At 62.0% G+C, this 18,121-nt stretch carries 20 protein-coding genes; 12 read left to right on the top strand and 8 right to left on the bottom strand.

Annotation, left to right across the window (positions count from 1 at the left end; genetic code table 11):
• Nucleotides 1-47: 47 nt before the first annotated feature.
• Entirely contained in the window at nt 48-308 is a 261-nt protein-coding gene (locus A6U87_RS13725; RefSeq protein WP_065691815.1) for a hypothetical protein, read from the bottom strand.
• A gap of 112 nt (nt 309-420) precedes the next feature.
• Complete coding sequence (locus A6U87_RS13720) at nt 421-1,098, bottom strand: redoxin domain-containing protein (RefSeq protein ID WP_065691814.1); 678 nt, start codon at nt 1,096-1,098, stop codon at nt 421-423.
• Nucleotides 1,099-1,379: 281 nt separating this feature from the next.
• Between A6U87_RS13720 and A6U87_RS13715 the strand changes: the two genes are divergently transcribed.
• From A6U87_RS13715 to A6U87_RS13705, 3 genes are all read left to right on the top strand, one after another.
• Entirely contained in the window at nt 1,380-1,817 is a 438-nt protein-coding gene (locus A6U87_RS13715; RefSeq protein WP_065691813.1) for a VOC family protein, read from the top strand.
• A 128-nt stretch (nt 1,818-1,945) separates the two neighbouring features.
• Nucleotides 1,946-2,458 carry an NUDIX hydrolase gene (locus A6U87_RS13710; protein ID WP_065691812.1) on the top strand — a complete coding sequence of 171 codons (513 nt, stop codon included), beginning with the start codon at nt 1,946-1,948 and terminating at the stop codon, nt 2,456-2,458.
• Between the two features lie 131 nt (nt 2,459-2,589).
• The gene (locus tag A6U87_RS13705; RefSeq protein WP_065691811.1) at nt 2,590-3,120 is read left to right on the top strand and encodes a dihydrofolate reductase family protein; all 531 of its coding nucleotides are present in this window, start codon (nt 2,590-2,592) and stop codon (nt 3,118-3,120) included.
• 25 nt (nt 3,121-3,145) lie between these two features.
• Here the strand turns inward: A6U87_RS13705 and hutC are convergent, their stop codons facing one another.
• On the bottom strand, nt 3,146-3,865 hold the full coding sequence (hutC, locus tag A6U87_RS13700; protein ID WP_065691810.1) for a histidine utilization repressor: 720 nt from the start codon (nt 3,863-3,865) through the stop codon (nt 3,146-3,148).
• Between the two features lie 59 nt (nt 3,866-3,924).
• The gene (locus A6U87_RS13695) at nt 3,925-5,286 is read right to left on the bottom strand and encodes a formimidoylglutamate deiminase (protein ID WP_065691809.1); all 1,362 of its coding nucleotides are present in this window, start codon (nt 5,284-5,286) and stop codon (nt 3,925-3,927) included.
• Between the two features lie 121 nt (nt 5,287-5,407).
• Between A6U87_RS13695 and hutI the strand changes: the two genes are divergently transcribed.
• Genes hutI through hutU form a run of 4 tightly spaced genes read left to right on the top strand, consistent with a single transcriptional unit; the run spans nt 5,408 to nt 10,718 of the window.
• Nucleotides 5,408-6,670 carry an imidazolonepropionase gene (hutI, locus tag A6U87_RS13690; protein WP_065691808.1) on the top strand — a complete coding sequence of 421 codons (1,263 nt, stop codon included), beginning with the start codon at nt 5,408-5,410 and terminating at the stop codon, nt 6,668-6,670.
• Complete coding sequence (gene hutH, locus A6U87_RS13685; RefSeq protein WP_065691807.1) at nt 6,667-8,202, top strand: histidine ammonia-lyase; 1,536 nt, start codon at nt 6,667-6,669, stop codon at nt 8,200-8,202. The genes hutI and hutH overlap by 4 nt, the downstream gene beginning before the upstream one ends.
• 1 nt (nt 8,203) lies before the next feature.
• Nucleotides 8,204-9,004, top strand: a complete 801-nt coding sequence (gene hutG / locus A6U87_RS13680) for an N-formylglutamate deformylase (RefSeq protein ID WP_065691806.1) — start codon at nt 8,204-8,206, stop codon at nt 9,002-9,004.
• 25 nt (nt 9,005-9,029) lie between these two features.
• On the top strand, nt 9,030-10,718 hold the full coding sequence (hutU, locus tag A6U87_RS13675) for a urocanate hydratase (protein WP_065691805.1): 1,689 nt from the start codon (nt 9,030-9,032) through the stop codon (nt 10,716-10,718).
• Between the two features lie 16 nt (nt 10,719-10,734).
• On the opposite strand, the gene A6U87_RS13670 is transcribed toward hutU, so the two are convergent.
• Both A6U87_RS13670 and A6U87_RS13665 read right to left on the bottom strand, forming a co-directional pair.
• Entirely contained in the window at nt 10,735-11,118 is a 384-nt protein-coding gene (locus tag A6U87_RS13670) for a type II toxin-antitoxin system VapC family toxin (RefSeq protein ID WP_065691804.1), read from the bottom strand.
• Entirely contained in the window at nt 11,115-11,372 is a 258-nt protein-coding gene (locus A6U87_RS13665) for a type II toxin-antitoxin system Phd/YefM family antitoxin (RefSeq protein ID WP_065691803.1), read from the bottom strand. The genes A6U87_RS13670 and A6U87_RS13665 overlap by 4 nt, the downstream gene beginning before the upstream one ends.
• 71 nt (nt 11,373-11,443) lie before the next feature.
• Between A6U87_RS13665 and A6U87_RS13660 the strand changes: the two genes are divergently transcribed.
• The 5 genes from A6U87_RS13660 (at nt 11,444) to A6U87_RS13640 (ending at nt 16,331) form a co-directional block, all read left to right on the top strand.
• Nucleotides 11,444-12,025, top strand: coding sequence for a HutD family protein (locus A6U87_RS13660; protein ID WP_065691802.1), 582 nt, complete (start codon nt 11,444-11,446; stop codon nt 12,023-12,025).
• A 195-nt stretch (nt 12,026-12,220) separates the two neighbouring features.
• Nucleotides 12,221-13,234, top strand: coding sequence for a taurine ABC transporter substrate-binding protein (tauA, locus tag A6U87_RS13655; RefSeq protein ID WP_065691801.1), 1,014 nt, complete (start codon nt 12,221-12,223; stop codon nt 13,232-13,234).
• Nucleotides 13,235-13,300: 66 nt separating this feature from the next.
• The gene (locus tag A6U87_RS13650) at nt 13,301-14,092 is read left to right on the top strand and encodes a taurine ABC transporter ATP-binding protein (protein WP_065691800.1); all 792 of its coding nucleotides are present in this window, start codon (nt 13,301-13,303) and stop codon (nt 14,090-14,092) included.
• Nucleotides 14,089-14,943, top strand: a complete 855-nt coding sequence (locus tag A6U87_RS13645) for an ABC transporter permease subunit (RefSeq protein ID WP_065691799.1) — start codon at nt 14,089-14,091, stop codon at nt 14,941-14,943. Before A6U87_RS13650 ends, A6U87_RS13645 begins: the two co-directional genes overlap by 4 nt.
• Before the next feature lie 32 nt (nt 14,944-14,975).
• On the top strand, nt 14,976-16,331 hold the full coding sequence (locus A6U87_RS13640; RefSeq protein WP_065691798.1) for an LLM class flavin-dependent oxidoreductase: 1,356 nt from the start codon (nt 14,976-14,978) through the stop codon (nt 16,329-16,331).
• On the opposite strand, the gene A6U87_RS13635 is transcribed toward A6U87_RS13640, so the two are convergent.
• Together A6U87_RS13635 and A6U87_RS13630 are read right to left on the bottom strand one after the other, a co-directional pair.
• A complete protein-coding gene (locus A6U87_RS13635) occupies nt 16,332-16,985 on the bottom strand; it encodes a methionine ABC transporter permease (protein ID WP_065691797.1) in 654 nt (217 codons plus the stop codon).
• A complete protein-coding gene (locus A6U87_RS13630) occupies nt 16,966-18,051 on the bottom strand; it encodes a methionine ABC transporter ATP-binding protein (RefSeq protein WP_065691796.1) in 1,086 nt (361 codons plus the stop codon). The genes A6U87_RS13635 and A6U87_RS13630 overlap by 20 nt, the downstream gene beginning before the upstream one ends.
• Nucleotides 18,052-18,121 lie beyond the last annotated feature (70 nt).

The following is an 18,121-nucleotide window of genomic DNA, read 5'->3' as shown; positions in this document are numbered from 1 at the left end:
ATCTTCCGGCGGCCAACCAAATCCGAGCAAAGAAATGTCAGCGAGCGTCAGCCACCGATTGCATCGCTCACGCATTTCTTGGTGTAGGCGGTCTTTGCAGCGCCAGCCAGTGGCTTGCCGTTCTTATCCTTGGCGGACAGATCGCAGGCGGCAGCCGCATCCTTCTGACACTTGTTGACCGATGCGGTAAGAGCGGCTCCAGCAAGTGGCTTGCCATTCTTGTCGATTGCTTTCGCCGTGCATGTATCAGCGGCGTGAGCAGCAGCGGCGGACAGTACCAGAGCTGCCGCAATGAAAACCATCTTCATCGTCTCGTCCTCACCGATATTGCCTTCATCGCCAAGCGGCGACGTACGGCCGCCGTTTAACTCATTTTCAGGGAAATGGTTCCCTCGGGCCGCAAAGAAATGAGCGTTGCCTTCAGCGGAGGCTGCTGGCAGCGGCGAGTATTTCCGCCGCGTTTGGAAAAACGCAGAGGCCGTCAGGCCCGTCACGCGCTTCGATTTGTACCCAGCGAACAATGCCACTGCCATCGACGAGGAAGTGCCCAACAAGCTGTGTGGGGTGACTTGCGAAGATGGCATGATCGACTTCCGTAAACTCGAAGCCGTCTTGGGCGTTGAGAACGACATTGGCCGCCATCGGGTGTAACGCTTCCGGCAATTCCCCCGTCGGGTTGATGCGCGCGCCCTCGAATTGCTCCATGCTTGCCCGATAAGGCCATGATGGCTCCTCGCGGCTGCCCTCGGGTTGGAACTCGCCATGCGGCACGCCGAAGGCCCGGTGCGTGGAGCAGTCCTGGTCACATAGGAGCACGGCTGGCGTCGGCCGGTGCTCGAAGTATATGCGGGCGCGCTCGACCGGCGTGTTGATCACGGCAATTGTTTCCACCCCCTCCGCACGCAGGGCAGGCTGCAGACTACCGAGTTGTCCCACCTGGCGCCGGCAGAACGGACAGTGCAATCCGCGGAAGAAAGCGATCAAAAAAGGGTGGCCGTGGAGGCTCGCGAGAGAAACCGTCCCAGCTTGATTTGCCGACGGAAGTGCGAAGGCAGGTGCATATTCCCCTGGTTGGAGCGGGCGCTTCTGGTCTCCCATCGCACATGTCCTTTGTTAGGAGTTCAGGTGAATGCTGGGCTTGATCCAAGTCCAACACCTATCACGCCACGGCACCACTCGCTATGTTCACGGTGCAATCGGCAGGAGAGCGAAGCTCCAGTCTTGCGACGGCGATATGTCCTCTTTTCGGCGTAGAGGCGGGCCAAAGGTGCCGATCTGACATCGGCTGAGCCAGATCGCAGGGGCTTCGCACGGGGCCCGCGACCTCAAGAGCAGCTATATGAGTTTACGACGTAGTCGAGACCTTGTAGGTCTTCCCTATGGCGCTCAAACGGATGGACAACATAGGGATTGTCGTCGCGGACCTCGAAGCGGCGATTGATTTTTTTCGCGAGCTTGGCCTTCAGCTCGAAGGGCAGGCCATGATCGAAGGGGAATGGGCCGGACGTGTCACCGGGCTGGCCGATCAGCGGGTCGAGATTGCCATGATGAGGACGCCGGACGGCCACAGCCGGATCGAGCTTTCCCGCTTCCTGACGCCGGCGCCAGTGGCCGATCACCGCGACGCCCCGGTTAACGCTCTGGGTTACCTCCGCGTCATGTTCGCCGTTGACGACCTCGAGGAGACGTTTGAAAGGCTGCGACTGCGCGGCGCGCAGCTCGTCGGCGAAGTCGTTCGGTATCAGGACGCATATCTGCTCTGCTATATCCGCGGGCCCGAAGGTATTCTCATTGGCCTTGCGCAAGAACTGAGCTGAACCCGATAGAGATCGGGCCGATGTGTTCGGTGCGAGGCCGCCATTGTGGTGATCGTCTCTCAGCCCAACTGAAGTCGACATGTCCGTGAGCACTTGTCGGGAATCACATTGCGCTCCAACTTGTTGCAATGAAGAATGGTACAACCCATTTGTCGCGCCTCGGTAAACCTATAGGGGCGATCCTGGATGGTGATGTCGCCGAGCAATGTGGTGCGCTTTGCATCCGCACGACAGCCGACGGTCATCTGGAAGTTCTGCTGATAACCACGCGACAGACGCGCCGCTGGTCGATTCCCAAGGGATGGCCGATCAAAGGGCTGGCGCCTCACGAAGTCGCAGAGCGCGAAGCTTGGGAGGAAGCGGGCGTCAAGGGACGAGCGAAGAGGCGCGTTTTTGGCTACTACACCTATATCAAGGTTCTCGACGATGGCCGCAAATGCCCCTCCGTCGTCGAGGTTCATCTTGTCGACGTTCGGCGCATGAAAAAGATCTTCCCCGAAAGCAAGGAACGCAAGCTGATCTGGCTGCGTCCTTATGATGCCGCGTTGCTGGTCGATGAACCGGAACTGAAAAGCCTGATACGAAGCCTCGAGAGGCACTCTGCGCTCAAAGCCCCCGGCCAAATCGGCATCGTTGGTTGACGGCGATGGGCTGGGGTCGCGCAGTCGTCAAACCGAAATGACAGCCACGGCCGGAGTTGCCGGTCCCAATCCCAAGGCGTCGCGCGGCAGTTGGTCCGTTGCGGCCAATGACCCGACGAAAGGAAGTGGATATGGCCAAGCTGGTGTTTGGAATGAACCAGTCGCTCGACGGCTACGTCGATCACATGGCGTTTGCACCGGGCCCCGTGCTCTTCCGCCACTTCATCAAGGAGGCCGAGCAGCAGGCGGGCAGTGTGTACGGTCGCCAGATGTATGAGATCATGCGTTATTGGGACGAGGACCACCCTGAATGGGATACCGACGAACTTGCCTTCGCGCGAGCGTGGCGAAACCAGCCGAAATGGGTCGTCTCGCGCACCTTGACGTCCGTGGGCCCGAACGCCTCGCTCGTCGAGGGTGACCTCGAGCGCGCGATGCGGCAGCTGAAGGCCGATCGCGACGGGGAAATCGAGGTTGCCGGGCCGGACCTGGCGCATAGCCTCACCGGGCTTGGGTTGATCGACGAGTACCGCATCTATCTTCATCCAGTGGTGCTTGGTCACGGCAAACCCTATTTCGCCGGCCCCCGGCCGCGGCTGCGCTTGGTCGCCAGTGATACGATTGACGTGGATGTCTTGCGGTTGACCTACGTGCCCGGCTAATGCCGCTCGCCGCTGACGTGTCCGACTAGGAGGCGGGCGTGAAGCGTGCCACGAGCGCATGTTTGTCGCCCGGATAGGTGAAGCGGACTTGGGTGACCGGCCCGAAGTTGCTCCACGTGCGGCGTTCGACGACGAGGCATGCTGTGTTTTTGGGAATGCCCAGCGCGGTGGCTTCCTCCGCACTGGCGGACACGGCGTGGATGCGGTGCTCGGCCGTGCTCCATGGGATCTGGTTGATCAGCCAGGCGCCGGGCGCAATTTCAGAGAAATCGGCATCGGCCGCTTCGGGCACGGCCGTGAGACTGATCAGGCGTTCCTCCAAACAAAAGGGCCGGCCGCCGGCGTGGTGGATGCAGACGACGTCGATGATCGAGGAATCCGGGGGGACATCGAGGCGGCGGACATCGTCTGCCTTTGCCTTGCGCACTATTCGCTTGGCCACGGTGTAGGAGTAGGCGAGATTGAGCGACTGCACCTCAGCCTTGATGTCGTGGATCTCGAGAATAGCCGACTGCGCCTGAGGCTGGCTGACGAAGCTGCCCGATTTCTTGCGGCGTTCGATGAGGCCGGCCTTGGCCAGCTGCGTCAACGCCTTGTTCACGGTCATCCGCGAGCAGTCATATTCCCTTGTCAGGTCGATTTCGAACGGGATGCGGTGACCCGGCGGCCACTCGCCCGAGACGATGCGGCCTTCGATGTCGTTGAGGATACGCTGATGCAAGGTTGCGTCCTTGCTCTGGTTCATCGTCACGCTCCGGTTCCACCTCCCGCTCTAGCGGCAATATGCGATCGAGGAAAGCCCCATCAGCCTGCGAGCAGCTCGCCCATGGCCTTGAGGAAGCGGCGATTGATCGCTTCGCGTTGGATGTGCTTGCCGCCTTCGACCTGCTTTCGGCCTCGGGCCCAGACACTGTCGACCGCCACCCCGCCGGCAAAGATCCAGTGGTCGAGCAACTGGTCGCCGGAGAGATACGGCACGGCGGAGATGTTGAGGGACGCGATGTCGGCATGATTGCCGACGACCAGTCCGCCCGCGGCTTTCAGCGCCGCACCGCCGCCAATGATGGCATCGTCGAACAGGCTGCGGGCGGTCGAGCCGCCCGGTGCGGCGATGACGTTGCGCGCCCTCAGAGCAAGGCGCTCGGAATATTCGAGTTGGCGCAGTTCGTCCGGGAGCGAGATCAGCACGTTGGAATCGGAGCCGACGCCATAGCGGCCGCCTTCCTCGAGAAAGAGCGGCGCCGGGAACGTGCCGTCGCCGAGATTGGCCTCGGTGATCGGGCAAAGGCCGGCAATAGCGCCACTGCGCGCCATGCCACGCGTTTCCTCGTCGGTCATATGGGTCGCATGGATCAGGCACCAGCGGCCGTCGACCGGGGCGTTGGCGAGCAGCCACTCCACCGGGCGCGCGCCGGACCAAGCAATGCAGTCCTCGACTTCCTTGACCTGTTCAGCGACGTGGATGTGAATCGGGCCGTCACCTGCCATCGGGATGACCTTCGCCAGTTCATCCGGCGTTGCCGCCCGCAGACTATGTGGCGCAAGCCCAAGTTCGGCGCCATCGAGCCGGCCAGTGACGGCGCGGCAGCCCTCCATCAGCCTGGCGAAGCTGTCGAGTGAATTGATGAAGCGTCGCTGTCCGTCGATGGGGGCGGTCCCTCCGAAGCCCGAATGCGCATAGAAGACGGGCAGCAGCGTCAGGCTGATACCCGTTGCGCTGCTTGCCGCGCCGATGCGCTCGGCCAATTCCGCGATGTTGGCATAGGGCGTTCCGTCCTTGTCATGGTGGAGATAATGGAATTCGCCGACGCGCGAAAATCCGGCTTCCAGCATTTCCATGTAGAGCTGTCCTGCAACCGCCTCGACATGCTCGGGCGTCATCGACAGGGCGAACTTGTACATCACCGTGCGCCAGCTCCAGAAGCTGTCGTTGGCAGGTCCCCTCACCTCGGCAAGGCCCGCCATGGCGCGCTGGAAGGCGTGGCTGTGCAGGTTCCCCATCGCAGGGACAAGTGTGCTGTGGCGCTCGTCCGTGGCCTGTGCCGCCACGCCCGTTTCGATCGCTGCGATACGGCCGCCGTTGATCGTCAGGCGCACATCCTTGTGCCAGCCATGCGGCAGGAGTGCCGCGCCTGCGTGAAGTGTGGTCGCAATCGTTTGGGCCATGACGCTTTTTCTCCTCTTTGGCGCCGCGCATCTTTCTTTTCCATGGAGACGCACAAATTTTCACTTGTCACCTGTTTATTATGTATATACATGTTTCCACATAAGGAAAGGCGCAAAGCTGATGAATGGGAACAATTTTTCAAGCGATGAGGCATCCGGCGAGGTTCGCCCGCACCTGTGGCGCAACGCCCGTCTGGCGACGCTCGACCCTGAAAAGCAGGGCCTTGGCATCATTGAAAAGGGTGCCGTCGTTGTTGAGGGCGGTCGGATAAGCTTCGTCGGTCCGGAAAGCGATTTGCCTGTCCTGGCGATCGAGCGGGCCGAAATCACTGATCTCGAAGGCCGCTGGGTGACTCCTGGTCTGGTCGATTGCCACACCCACATCGTCTATGGCGGCAATCGCGCCCGTGAATTCGAGATGCGCCTTGAGGGCGCCACCTATGAAGAGGTTGCCCGGGCCGGCGGCGGCATCGTCTCCTCGGTCAAGGCGACGAACGCGCTTTCCGTGGATGGCCTTGTCGAGGCCGCCCTTCCCCGTCTCGATACGCTTTTGGCGGAAGGCCTGACGACAATCGAGGTCAAGTCGGGTTACGGCCTGAATGTCGAGGCTGAGTTGAAGATGCTGCGCGCTGCCCGCCAACTCGAGCGCGTCCGTCCGGTTCGTGTCGTCACGACCTATCTCGGGGCTCATGCGACGCCGGTCGAATACAAGGGGCGCAACGGCGACTATATAACCGACGTCGTGTTGCCCGGCCTTGAGAGGGCCCACGCCGAAGGCCTCGTCGATGCAGTTGATGGTTTCTGCGAAGGCATCGCCTTTTCAACGGCGGAGATTGCGCGTGTCTTCGACAAGGCTGAAGCGCTCGGCCTGCCTGTCAAGCTGCATGCAGAACAGCTCTCCAATCTCGGTGGTGCAAAACTGGCGGCATCCTACGATGCCCTGTCGGCCGACCACCTCGAATATCTCGACGCGGAAGGTGCTTCGGCCATGGCTGCCGCAGGCACGGTCGCTGTGCTGCTTCCCGGCGCCTTCTACGCCATCAACGAAAAGCAGAAGCCACCGGTCAAGGCCCTGCGCGAGGCCGGCACCCATATTGCCATCGCGACCGATTGCAATCCCGGCACATCGCCGCTGACCTCGCTGCTGCTGACCATGAACATGTCTGCAACGCTGTTCGGCCTGACCGTCGAGGAGTGCATCGCGGGCGCCACCCGCGAAGGCGCCCGAGCGCTTGGCCTGCTCGATGAAACAGGCACGCTTCAAGCGGGCAAGTCCGCGGATTTCGGCGTCTGGGATGTCGAGAGCCTCGCAGAGCTCGTCTACCGCATTGGCTTCAACCCACTTCATGCACACGTCTTCAAGGGCGAAAGGATCGACCGTTGACCATTACCCTTCATCCCGGCTCCGTATCGCTCAAGGATCTGGAAACGATCTACTGGACCGGCGAGCCAGCCAAGCTCGATGCATCGTTTGACGCAGGCATTGCCAAGGCTGCCGCGCGCATTGCCGAAATCGCCGCAGGCAACGCGCCCGTCTACGGCATCAATACCGGCTTCGGAAAGCTCGCCTCGATCAAGATCGACAGTGCCGACGTTGCCACCCTTCAGCGCAATCTCATCCTGTCGCACTGCTGTGGCGTCGGCGCGCCGCTGCCTGAGAATATCGTGCGACTGATCATGGCACTGAAGCTCGTTTCGCTCGGGCGCGGTGCCTCCGGCGTCCGGCTGGAGTTGGTGCGGCTGATCGAGGGCATGCTGGAAAAGGGCGTCATTCCCGTCATTCCGGAAAAGGGATCCGTCGGCGCCTCGGGTGACCTTGCGCCGTTGGCTCACATGGCTGCGGTCATGATGGGCGAGGCCGAAGCCTTCTTCGCGGGCGAGCGCCTTTCGGGCGCGGCAGCCCTTGCCAAGGCCGGCTTGAGCCCGGTCGTGCTCGCCGCCAAGGAAGGTCTTGCGCTGATCAATGGCACGCAGACCTCGACGGCGCTGGCGCTTGCCGGTCTTTTCCGTGCCCATCGGGCAGCGCAAGCAGCTCTTATCACCGGCGCGATGTCGACGGACGCTGCGATGGGCTCGTCCGCTCCGTTCCATCCTGATATCCATACCCTGCGCGGTCACAAGGGCCAGATCGACACCGCCGCTGCCCTGCGGGCGCTTCTCGACAACTCGATCATTCGCCAGAGCCATATCGAAGGCGACGAACGTGTGCAGGACCCTTATTGCATCCGTTGCCAGCCGCAAGTCGACGGCGCCTGCCTCGATCTGCTGCGTTCGGCCGCCCGCACGCTGGAAATCGAAGCCAATGCGGTTACCGACAACCCGCTGGTGCTCTCCGACAACTCGGTTGTCTCCGGTGGCAATTTCCATGCCGAGCCGGTGGCATTTGCCGCGGACCAGATCGCCATTGCGATCTGCGAGATCGGTGCCATTTCCCAGCGTCGTATCGCGCTGCTGGTCGATCCTGCCCTGTCCTACGGACTGCCGGCATTCCTTGCCAAGAAGCCGGGCCTCAACTCCGGCCTGATGATCGCCGAAGTCACCTCGGCGGCGCTGATGTCGGAAAACAAGCAGATGTCGCACCCGGCATCGGTCGATTCCACTCCGACCTCCGCCAACCAGGAAGACCACGTGTCGATGGCGTGCCATGGCGCCCGTCGTCTGTTGCAGATGACCGATAATCTGTTTGCGATCGTTGGCATCGAAGCGCTGACGGCCGCACAGGGCGTCGAGTTTCGCGCACCGCTCGCAACCAGCCCCGAACTGCAGCAGGCGATCGGTGCCATTCGCACCGTCGTGCCGACGCTGGAGGTCGACCGCTACATGGCCAACGACCTGAAGGCTGCGAGCGATCTGGTTGCTGCAGGCGGACTGAATGCCTCCGTCTCCGCAGGCATCCTGCCGGTTCTGGAGGCCTGACATGGTGGTGTTCGACGTCAAGCGGGGCAACTCGCCCGTCATCCTCGGCTTCCCGCACACCGGCACCGACGTGCCGGCAGCGATATGGGACCGGTTGAACGACAACGGGAAGATCCTTGCCGATACCGACTGGCACATCCATACGCTCTATGATGGGCTGCTGGACAATGTGACGACCGTGCGAGCCACCTTCCACCGCTACGTGATCGATGCCAACCGCGATCCGGAAGGCGTCAGCCTCTATCCCGGCCAGAACACCACGGGCCTCGTTCCAGAAACCGACTTCGACGGCAAGTCGATCTGGAAGGATGGCGAGGCGCCGAAGGAAGAGGACATCGCGGAACGCTTGCGCGAATTTCATGCGCCCTATCACGCAGCGCTTGCCGCCGAGATCGAACGCGTGAAGGCGATCCACGGGGTGGCGATCCTTTACGATTGCCATTCCATCCGTTCGCACATTCCGTTCCTATTCGAGGGCAAGCTGCCGGATTTCAATATCGGCACGGACCTCGGCAAGACCTGCGATGCCTCGATCGAGAAGGCCGCAATCACGGTTGCTTCGTCCGCTGAGGGCTACGACAGCATCCTCAACGGACGGTTCAAGGGTGGCTGGACGACGCGCCACTACGGCCAGCCGCAAACGGGCGTTCACGCCATCCAGATGGAACTGGCGCAATCGACGCATCTGCAGACAGAGGCGCCACCCTTTGCCTACGATCCCGCAAGAGCCGAACGCCTTCGCCTTCACCTCAAAGACATTCTGGTGCGCATCGCGGAGATCGCACCCGGCCTGAAACGATAAGCACAACCGAACAGGGGGAACCCGCATGACCTCGAATCCACGCCACAACATTCGCGAAATCCGCGCGCCGCGCGGCAACGAGCTCAACGCTAAGAGCTGGATGACAGAAGCGCCTTTGCGCATGCTGATGAACAACCTCGACCCTGATGTTGCGGAAAACCCGCACGAGCTGGTGGTCTATGGCGGCATCGGCCGCGCCGCCCGCACCTGGGCCGATTTCGACCAGATCGTCGCGACGCTGAAGACGCTGACCGAAGAAGAAACGCTGCTGGTCCAATCCGGCAAGCCGGTCGGCGTGTTCCGCACCCATAAGGATGCGCCGCGCGTCCTGATCGCCAACTCCAACCTCGTTCCCCATTGGGCGACCTGGGACCATTTTAACGAGCTGGATAAGAAGGGCCTTGCGATGTACGGCCAGATGACGGCCGGCTCGTGGATCTATATCGGCACGCAGGGCATCGTTCAGGGTACCTATGAAACCTTCGTCGAGGCCGGTCGCCAGCACTACAATGGTAACCTCAAGGGCAAGTGGATCCTGACCGGCGGCCTCGGTGGCATGGGCGGCGCGCAGCCTCTCGCAGCCGTCATGGCCGGCGCCTGCTGCCTCGCCGTCGAAAGCGACGAGACCCGCATCGATTTCCGCCTGCGCACCCGCTATGTCGACGAGAAGGCGAAGACACTGGACGAGGCGCTTGCCCTGATCGACAAGTGGACCAAGGCCGGTGAAGCCAAGTCCGTCGGCCTGCTCGGCAACGCAGCTGAAATCTTCCCGGAGCTCGTCCGCCGCATGAAGGCCGGCGGTCCGCGCCCCGATATCGTCACCGACCAGACGTCGGCCCACGATCCGCTCAACGGTTATCTGCCGATCGGCTGGACCGTCGCCGAACACCGGGCCAAGCGCGAAAGCGACCCCAAGGCCGTCGAGGCCGCCGCTCGTGCCTCGATGAAGCAACATGTCGAAGCCATGGTCGCCTTCTGGGATGCCGGCGTACCCACGCTCGACTACGGCAACAACATCCGCCAGGTGGCCAAGGAGGAAGGCTTCGAGAATGCCTTCGCGTTCCCGGGCTTCGTGCCAGCCTACATCCGGCCGCTCTTCTGCCGCGGCATCGGTCCGTTCCGCTGGGCGGCACTTTCCGGTGATCCGGAGGATATCTACAAGACCGACGCCAAGGTGAAGGAGCTGCTGCCCGACAACAAGCACCTGCACAACTGGCTCGACATGGCTCGCGAGCGCATCGCCTTCCAGGGTCTGCCGGCGCGCATTTGCTGGGTTGGTCTCGGTGACCGTCACCGCCTGGCGCTTGCCTTCAACGAAATGGTGAAGAACGGCGAGCTCTCGGCACCTGTGGTCATCGGCCGCGACCATCTCGACTCCGGTTCGGTCGCCTCGCCCAATCGCGAGACCGAAGCGATGAAGGACGGTTCGGATGCCGTTTCCGACTGGCCGCTACTCAATGCGCTGCTCAACACCGCATCGGGCGCCACCTGGGTTTCGCTGCATCACGGCGGCGGCGTCGGCATGGGCTTCAGCCAGCACTCCGGCGTCGTCATCTGCGCCGATGGCTCCGACGATGCCGCCAAGCGTCTCGAGCGGGTGCTGTGGAACGACCCGGCCACCGGCGTCATGCGTCATGCCGACGCCGGCTATGACATTGCGCTGGATTGCGCCAAGGAAAAGGGCCTGCGCCTGCCGGGTATCCTCGGCAACTAAGATGTTGTACCGGGCCTCAGAACGTCATGAGGCCCGGATACTGCAAGACAGCCTGGTCGACGGTCACCAGCGGCACGCCTTCGATGATAGCCTGCGCAATGAGGATCCTGTCGAAGGGATCCTCGTGGATCTGCGGAAGGCCGGCGATCGCAATGGCATGCTCGCTATTGATCGGTAGCTCGGTATAACCGTTCGCGAGCAGGCGGTATCTGAGGACATAGGGATCGGCGCGAAAGTCCGAGCGTGCCTGCGCGTGCTTGATAGCCGTTTCCCATATGCTGGCGGGACTGAAGAGGAGCTCGTTCTGTTCGTCTTCAATCAGGTTTCTGATGGGAGTGGTAAGCCGAGCGATATCGCCGGCGGCCCAGATCAGGATGTGGGTATCGAGGAGAAATCTCATTCCGGAAGCAGGTCGCCGCCATAGAACATATCTTCGATCTCGTCGGCCATCATGGTGTCGAAGTCATCCGGAACGGAGATCTCGCCTTTCATGAAGCCGATCCGGCGCTTCTTCGGCATATCCGCCTCGTCGATTGGCACGACTTTGACCATCGGCTTGCCGGCTTTGGCGATGATAAACGCCTCGCCTTTCGCGGCCCTATCGATCAGCCGCGACAGATGCGTTTTCGCTTCGTGTATGTTTACGGTCTGCATGACGGCCTCGGTATGGACTTAGTCCACTAAACTTAGTTCACTTGGCCTTGTTTTACAATGTTGGAGACACAATGCCTCACGCCCGCGTCCTGAAAGCCAGTTCCTACCGCCGCATGCCGTGGAAGAACGGCGGTGGCGAGACCGTCGAGATTGCCGTGTCGCCTCCGGAGGCAGCGCTTTCGGATTTCGACTGGCGCATCAGCATGGCGACGGTTGCGACCGACGGGCCGTTTTCTATCTTCACCGGGATCGATCGGACACTGTCCATCCTTGAGGGGGACGGCATGGCGCTTGCGATTGATGGCGCTGAGCCGCAGGTGTTGACGACGGCGAGCGAGCCCCTCCCCTTCCCCGCTGACGTTGCTGTGTCAGCCACCCTTCCCGGCGGCCCGATCACGGACCTGAACGTCATGACGCGTCGTGCGCGTTTGCGCCATCGGGTCGAACGCACAAAGGTCGATGGTCGGTTGAGTGTTGAGACCGCTGGGACCTGGCTTGTCCTGTGCCAGCAAGGCACGCTGTCGTTGCAGTGGGCGGGCGAGTCCGTTGTTCTCGACGCCGGCGACGCGTTTCTTGTGGAAGGCGCTGCCAATACCGCCCTGCCGCTCACGGGCCAGGCGCTCTGCTACCTTGTCTCCATAGATGCGGCCTGACCGGTGACAATGGGAGGCATATTGGTCGTCTAGGTCGCAACCGCCGGCGTAGAAATCAGGCAGAAAACAATATTGTCTCTGTAGTCTATAAAATAGATAGTTTTATCTGTGTGCGGGCTGACCGCCGCCGTAGTGTTTCCCCGTCGAAATAGTTCAAAGCGCTGACGCTGAAGCTCAGTCGCAAGGGGGCGAAACATGAATATCAAGAGTCTATTTGCAGCGCTTACGCTCGGGGTCGCCAGCCTGGCGGTTCCTTTTGTTGCCGAGGCCGCCGACAAGAAGGTCGTGGTTGCCTATCAGACCGACGCTCTGCCGTCGTCCGTGGCCATTGCCAACGGCGAGTTTGCCAAGGCGACCGGTTACGACATCGACTTCCGCAAGTTCAATTCCGGCGCGGAAATCTTCGCGGCAATCGCCTCGGGTGACGTTCAGGTCGGTTACGTCGGCTCGAGCCCGTTTGCGGCAGCCACATCCCGTGGCCTTGCCGTCAAGGCGTTCTATCTCTCGTCGATCTCGGGCATCGACGAAGCGCTGGTCGTTCGCAACGGATCCGGCATTGAAAAGCTCACTGACCTGAAGGGCAAGAAGCTTGCTGCGGCCCCTGTCTCTACCGACCACTATCAACTGCTTGCGTTGATCAAGTCGCTCGGTCTGACCGAGAAGGATGTTCAGGTCTTCGCAATTCCGCAGCCGGAAATCGTCGCGAGCTACAATCGCGGTGACATCGACGGCGGTTTCGTCTGGGATCCGGCGCTGACCGAGCTGAAGAAGAACGGCAAGGTGCTGGTCACCTCGAAGGATGTTGCCGACAAGGGCGCGCCGACATTCTCGGCCTGGGTCGCGGCATCGACGTTTGCCGATGACAATCCGGCCTTCCTCAAGAGCTTTGCCGGCGTCATCAACAAGTACTATGCGTCTTTCGCGGACGACAAGAAGGCCTGGCAGGCTGACAGCGAAAACGCCAAGCTCCTCGCCAAGGCGCTCGGCGGTACGCCTGATCAGCAGGCCGCCGCATTGAAGAACCTCACCTTGTTGACCCCGGAGGTCCAGGCATCCGACGCGTGGCTCGGCGGCGGTGAGAAGTCAGGCGCTGCGAAGATCCTCAAGGACACGGCCGCGTTCCTGAAGGATCAGGGCAAGGTGACCGAAGTGTTGCCGAGCTACGCAGCCTTCGTCACGCCTGACGCCCTTACCAACGCAAGCAACTAACAGGAAACCTTCGGGCACGCTGGCGCGATATCGCGCCGGCGTCCCTGTTTGTGAAGAGACAGCCCCATGCTCAAAGTCGATCACGCAAGCGTCTATTTCAGGGCGAGAGACGGCCGGACCGTCCACGCCCTCGATCGTGTTTCGCTCGATATTCCCGATAACAGCTTCGTGGTCGCGCTCGGCGCGTCCGGTTGTGGTAAGTCCACGCTCCTCAATGCGATTGCCGGCTTCCTGCCACTCTCCGAGGGAGCGATCACGCTCGATGGGCGGCAAGTCGCCGGCCCCGGTGCGGATCGTGGCGTGGTATTCCAGAAGGACACGCTGCTTCCCTGGAAATCGGTGATCGACAATGTTGCCCTCGGCCTGAAATTCGCGGGCATACCCCGGGCGATCCGACAGGCGCGCGCCGAAGAGCTTCTTCATCTGGTCGGTCTGAAGGATTTCGCCAAGTCCTTCCCCTACGAGCTGTCGGGTGGCATGCGCCAGCGTGTCGGCATTGCCCGGGCGCTAGCGACCGAACCCGACGTGCTGTTGATGGACGAGCCCTTCGGTGCGCTCGACAGCCTGACGCGCGAGCAGATGCAAGAACTCCTGGTGTCGGTCTGGAGCAAGACGGGCAAGCGCATCTTCTTCATCACCCATTCCATCGAGGAAGCGCTGTTTCTCGGCACGCAGGTCGTGGTGATGTCTCCGCGTCCGGGACGGATCGTGGCACGCTTCGATCTCGATTTCGTGCGCCGCTTCGCCGAAACGGGTGACGCAAGTTCGATCAAGACTTCGTCCGAGTTCGGCGCGCTGCGGGAAGAGATCCGCAGCATATTGCATGGGTCAAATGAGTTGAGGAGCGCTGCCGAATGAGCGAGTTGGCACAGACCGGACATGTTATCGTCGGCGCACCGACCGACCACCCGAACCCGGTAAAGATGAAGGGCTTTGGCGTCGGCGAGCGGCCAACCGTGCTGATCAGCATCGCAACCGCCGTCGTGCTGCTTGCCGCCTGGTGGCTGGTGGCGAGGCTGGCGCTTGTTCCGCACCTGTTCTTGCCGACGCCGCAAGAGGTCTGGACGCAGATTGGAGCGGTCTATCGCGACGGCTATGCCGGTGCCTCCCTGTTCGAGCATGTTTCGGCAAGCCTGTTCAGGATCGTGACGGCTGCCGCTATTGCCACCGCGGTCGGCATTCCCGTCGGCCTCCTGATGGGGCTCAATCGTTGGGTCAAGGGCATCCTCGATACGCCGATCGAGTTCTATTGGCCGTTGCCGCCGCTTGCCTACCTGCCGCTGATGATCATCTGGCTCGGGATCGGCGAGACGTCGAAGGTGACGTTGCTGGTTCTCGCAATGTTCGCGCCCATCTGCCTCTCCGCGCAGGCCGGGGTACGTTCGCTCCCGATCGAGCGCGTCAACGCCGCCCGCTCGCTCGGTGCAAGGCCCTGGCAACTGCTCGTCAGCATCGTACTACCATCCGCCCTGCCTGAAATCCTGACCGGTCTCAGGATTGCACTTGGTGTCGGGTGGGGGACCCTTGTCGCTGCCGAGCTCATCGCCTCCACACGCGGCATCGGTTACATGATCATGTCGGCGTCGCAGTTTCTGGCAACCGACGTGGTGTTCGTCGGCATCGGCATCATCGCAGCCTGCGCATTTGCGTTCAGCGCCGCCGTTCGGATACTGGAAACCGTGCTCGTTCCGTGGAAAGGAAAGAGCTAGCGGGGAGTTTTTTCCCGCAAGGGGAGCCTCCGATGAAGCAGATGCAGATCTACGCCTTCGACATGAACTGCGTCGGGCACATCAATCACGGCATGTGGACGCATCCGCGCGATGCGTCACTCCACTATACCGACCTCGAATACTGGGCGGATTTTGCCCGCACCGCCGAACGCGGCAAGCTCGACGGCATCTTCCTTGCCGATATCGTGGGCGTCTATGACGTCTACAAGGGCAGCGCGGGCCCTGTCATAGAGACCGGAGCGCAGATCCCGGTCAACGATCCGCTGATGCCGATCTCGGCGATGGCCTATGTCACCAAGCATCTGGGCTTCGGCGTCACGGTCAATACGACCTACGAGCCGCCTTTCCTGCTGGCACGTCGCATGTCGACGCTTGATCATCTGACCAAGGGGCGGATCGGCTGGAACATCGTCACGGGCTACCTCGATAGCGCGGCCCGTAGCATGGGTTTCGACAAGCTGCCCGAACACGACGCTCGCTATGACGCCGCCGAAGACTATCTGGAAATCCTCTACAAACTCTGGGAGGGCAGTTGGGACGACGGGGCCGTAGTGCGTGACAAGGCGCGCGGCGTGTTCGCCGACGCCTCGAAGGTGCGCGCCGTCAGCCATCAGGGCAAGTACTACAAGATGGAAGGCATTCATCTGGCGGAGCCGTCGCCGCAGCGCACGCCCCTGTTGTTCCAGGCCGGCGCTTCGGCGCGCGGGCAGGACTTTGCGGCCCGTCATGCCGAGTGTATTTTCCTCGCCACGCCGACACCGCAGGCAGCGAAGCCGACAGTCGATGCGCTGCGTCGCAAGGCCGTACAGATGGGGCGCGGAGCGGATGCGCTGCGGGTGCTCAGTCTGCTTACCGTCGTCGTTGGGCGCACGGAAAAGGAAGCACAAGACAAGCTTGAGGATTATCGCCGCCATGCCAGCGTCGAGGCCTCGCTTGCCCACTACTCGTCATCGATCGGTATCGATCTCTCGAGATACGGCCTGGATGATCCGATCCAGCAAGCCTCCACCAACGCCAATCAGTCGGCGCTGTCGGCTATCACCAAGGAGGCGCCGAAGCCTGTCACCCTTCGCCAGATCATCGACCAGATGGTGCTCGGCAGCCGCATGAAGCCGATCGTCGGCTCCGCCGAACAAGTCGCCGACCGGCTCGCGCTGTGGATGTCCGAAGGCGACATCGACGGCTTCAATCTGGCGCGCACGGTCGCGCCGGAAAGCCTGCGCGATTTCGTCGATCTCGTCGTTCCGGTCCTGCAGGAACGCGGGCTGTTCAAGGCGGACTATGTCGAGGGACCGCTTCGGCAGAAACTGTTCGGCGGTAACGGCAGGCTGCCTTCGTCGCACCCTGCCGCGCAATTCCGCCGCTGATTACTTGTGGTCCAGCCTGTGGACCAGCCGGTCGCCGAGCCACTGCATACCACAGACGAGAACGATGAGGACCGCGACGACGGCAACCATGATGGCCGTTTCGAAGCGCTGGTAGCCGTAGCGGATCGCAAGGTCACCGAGTCCGCCAGCGCCGATCGCGCCAGCCATGGCCGATGCGCCGATCAGAGTCACCAGCGTCACGGTAAAGCCGGCAACGATGCCGGGCAGCGCCTCGGGCACCAGCACTTCCCGAACGATCGTCCAGCGATTGCCGCCCATGGCGCGCACCGCATCGATCAGACCGCGATCGACTTCGCGGAGCGACACCTCTGCAATGCGGGCGTAATAGGGGGTCGCGGCAATAGCCAGCGGGACGATCGCAGCCCAGGTGCCGAGCGCGGTGCCGACGATCAGGCGCGTCAGCGGGATCAACGCCACGAGCAGGATGATGAACGGGACGGCCCGGAAACCGTTGACGATGGCGCCGAGGATGCTGTTGATCCAGAGATTTTCGGCAATGCCCCCCTTGTTGGTCAGCACCAGCGCCAGTCCGAGCGGCAGGCCGAAAACCAGTGAGATCAGGCCCGAAGCACCGGTCATCAGGATCGTCTCCCAGAGGGAGCGAAGCAGAAGATTAAACATGATCGGTGTCATAACCAAGCACCTCCACCCGCGCCGAGCGGGCTTTCAGAAATTGCACGACCTTGTCCTTGAGCGCTGGATCGCGCGTCGGGACGGCCACGAAGAACCGCGCCACGGGCTGGTTCTGGATGTGATCGATACCGCCGTGAACCAGGCGGCTGGAGTGCGGCAGGGCCGCGGAGAGATCGGCAAACAAAGCGCCCTGCGCCTCCGGTCCGGCCAGATCGATGCTGAGGATCGCTTCGGTTCCAGTGTCGGGAGACAGACGAGCCGCGATATGCTCCGGTAGCTGCGGGCGGCTGCCGGCAAGCAGGCTCTTCGTGATGGGCGCCTTCGGATCGGCAAACACCGACCACACCTGGCCCTCCTCGACGATGCGCCCGGCATCGATCACCGCTACACGATCGGCGATGTTGCGTACGACTTCCATCTCATGGGTGATGAGAAGGATGGTCAGCCCAAGCTTACGATTGATGTCCTTAAGCAACGCGAGGATGGAGCGCGTCGTTTCGGGATCGAGAGCGGAGGTTGCCTCGTCGGAAAGAAGTAGGGCTGGTCGCGCTGACAGCGCACGCGCAATGCCGACGCGCTGCTTCTGCCCGCCCGAAAGGGAGGAAGGATAGGCTTTGGCCTTGTCGGCAAGCCCAACAAGTTCCAGAAGTTCGTGCGCGCGCTTCAGCCGTTCGGCCTTGCCGACGCCGGCGATCTTCAGCGGCAATGCGACATTGTCTTCGACGGTCTTTGCCGACAGAAGGTTGAAGTGCTGGAAAATCATCCCGACACGACGGCGCAGCGGCTGCAGCTCCTTTTCATCGAGACCGGTGATACTGCGGCCCTCGATCTCGATCTCGCCGCTATCGGGCCGTTCAAGACCGTTCAGGCAGCGGATCAGCGTGGATTTCCCGGCGCCGCTGCGACCGATGATGCCAACAATCTCTCCCTTTCGCACCGTAAGCGAGATGCCATCGAGCGCGGCGGTCTTGCCAAAATGCCGTTGCACATTGACGAGCCGAACCACCTCCTCTGGCGCGCTCTGCGGTGGCGCCTCGATCGTGGAGGCGGAGACAAACGAATTCATGGTCTTTCCCTTCGGAAATGCCCAAGGCGGCCCAGGCAAGGAACGCCCGGACCGCCTTGTTCAACGCGCC

This window comes from Rhizobium sp. AC44/96, from assembly GCF_001692185.1.
Lineage (GTDB): Bacteria > Pseudomonadota > Alphaproteobacteria > Rhizobiales > Rhizobiaceae > Rhizobium.
The sequence above is the reverse complement of the archived record's forward strand: the minus strand, read 5'-3'. Positions and strand labels throughout refer to the sequence as shown.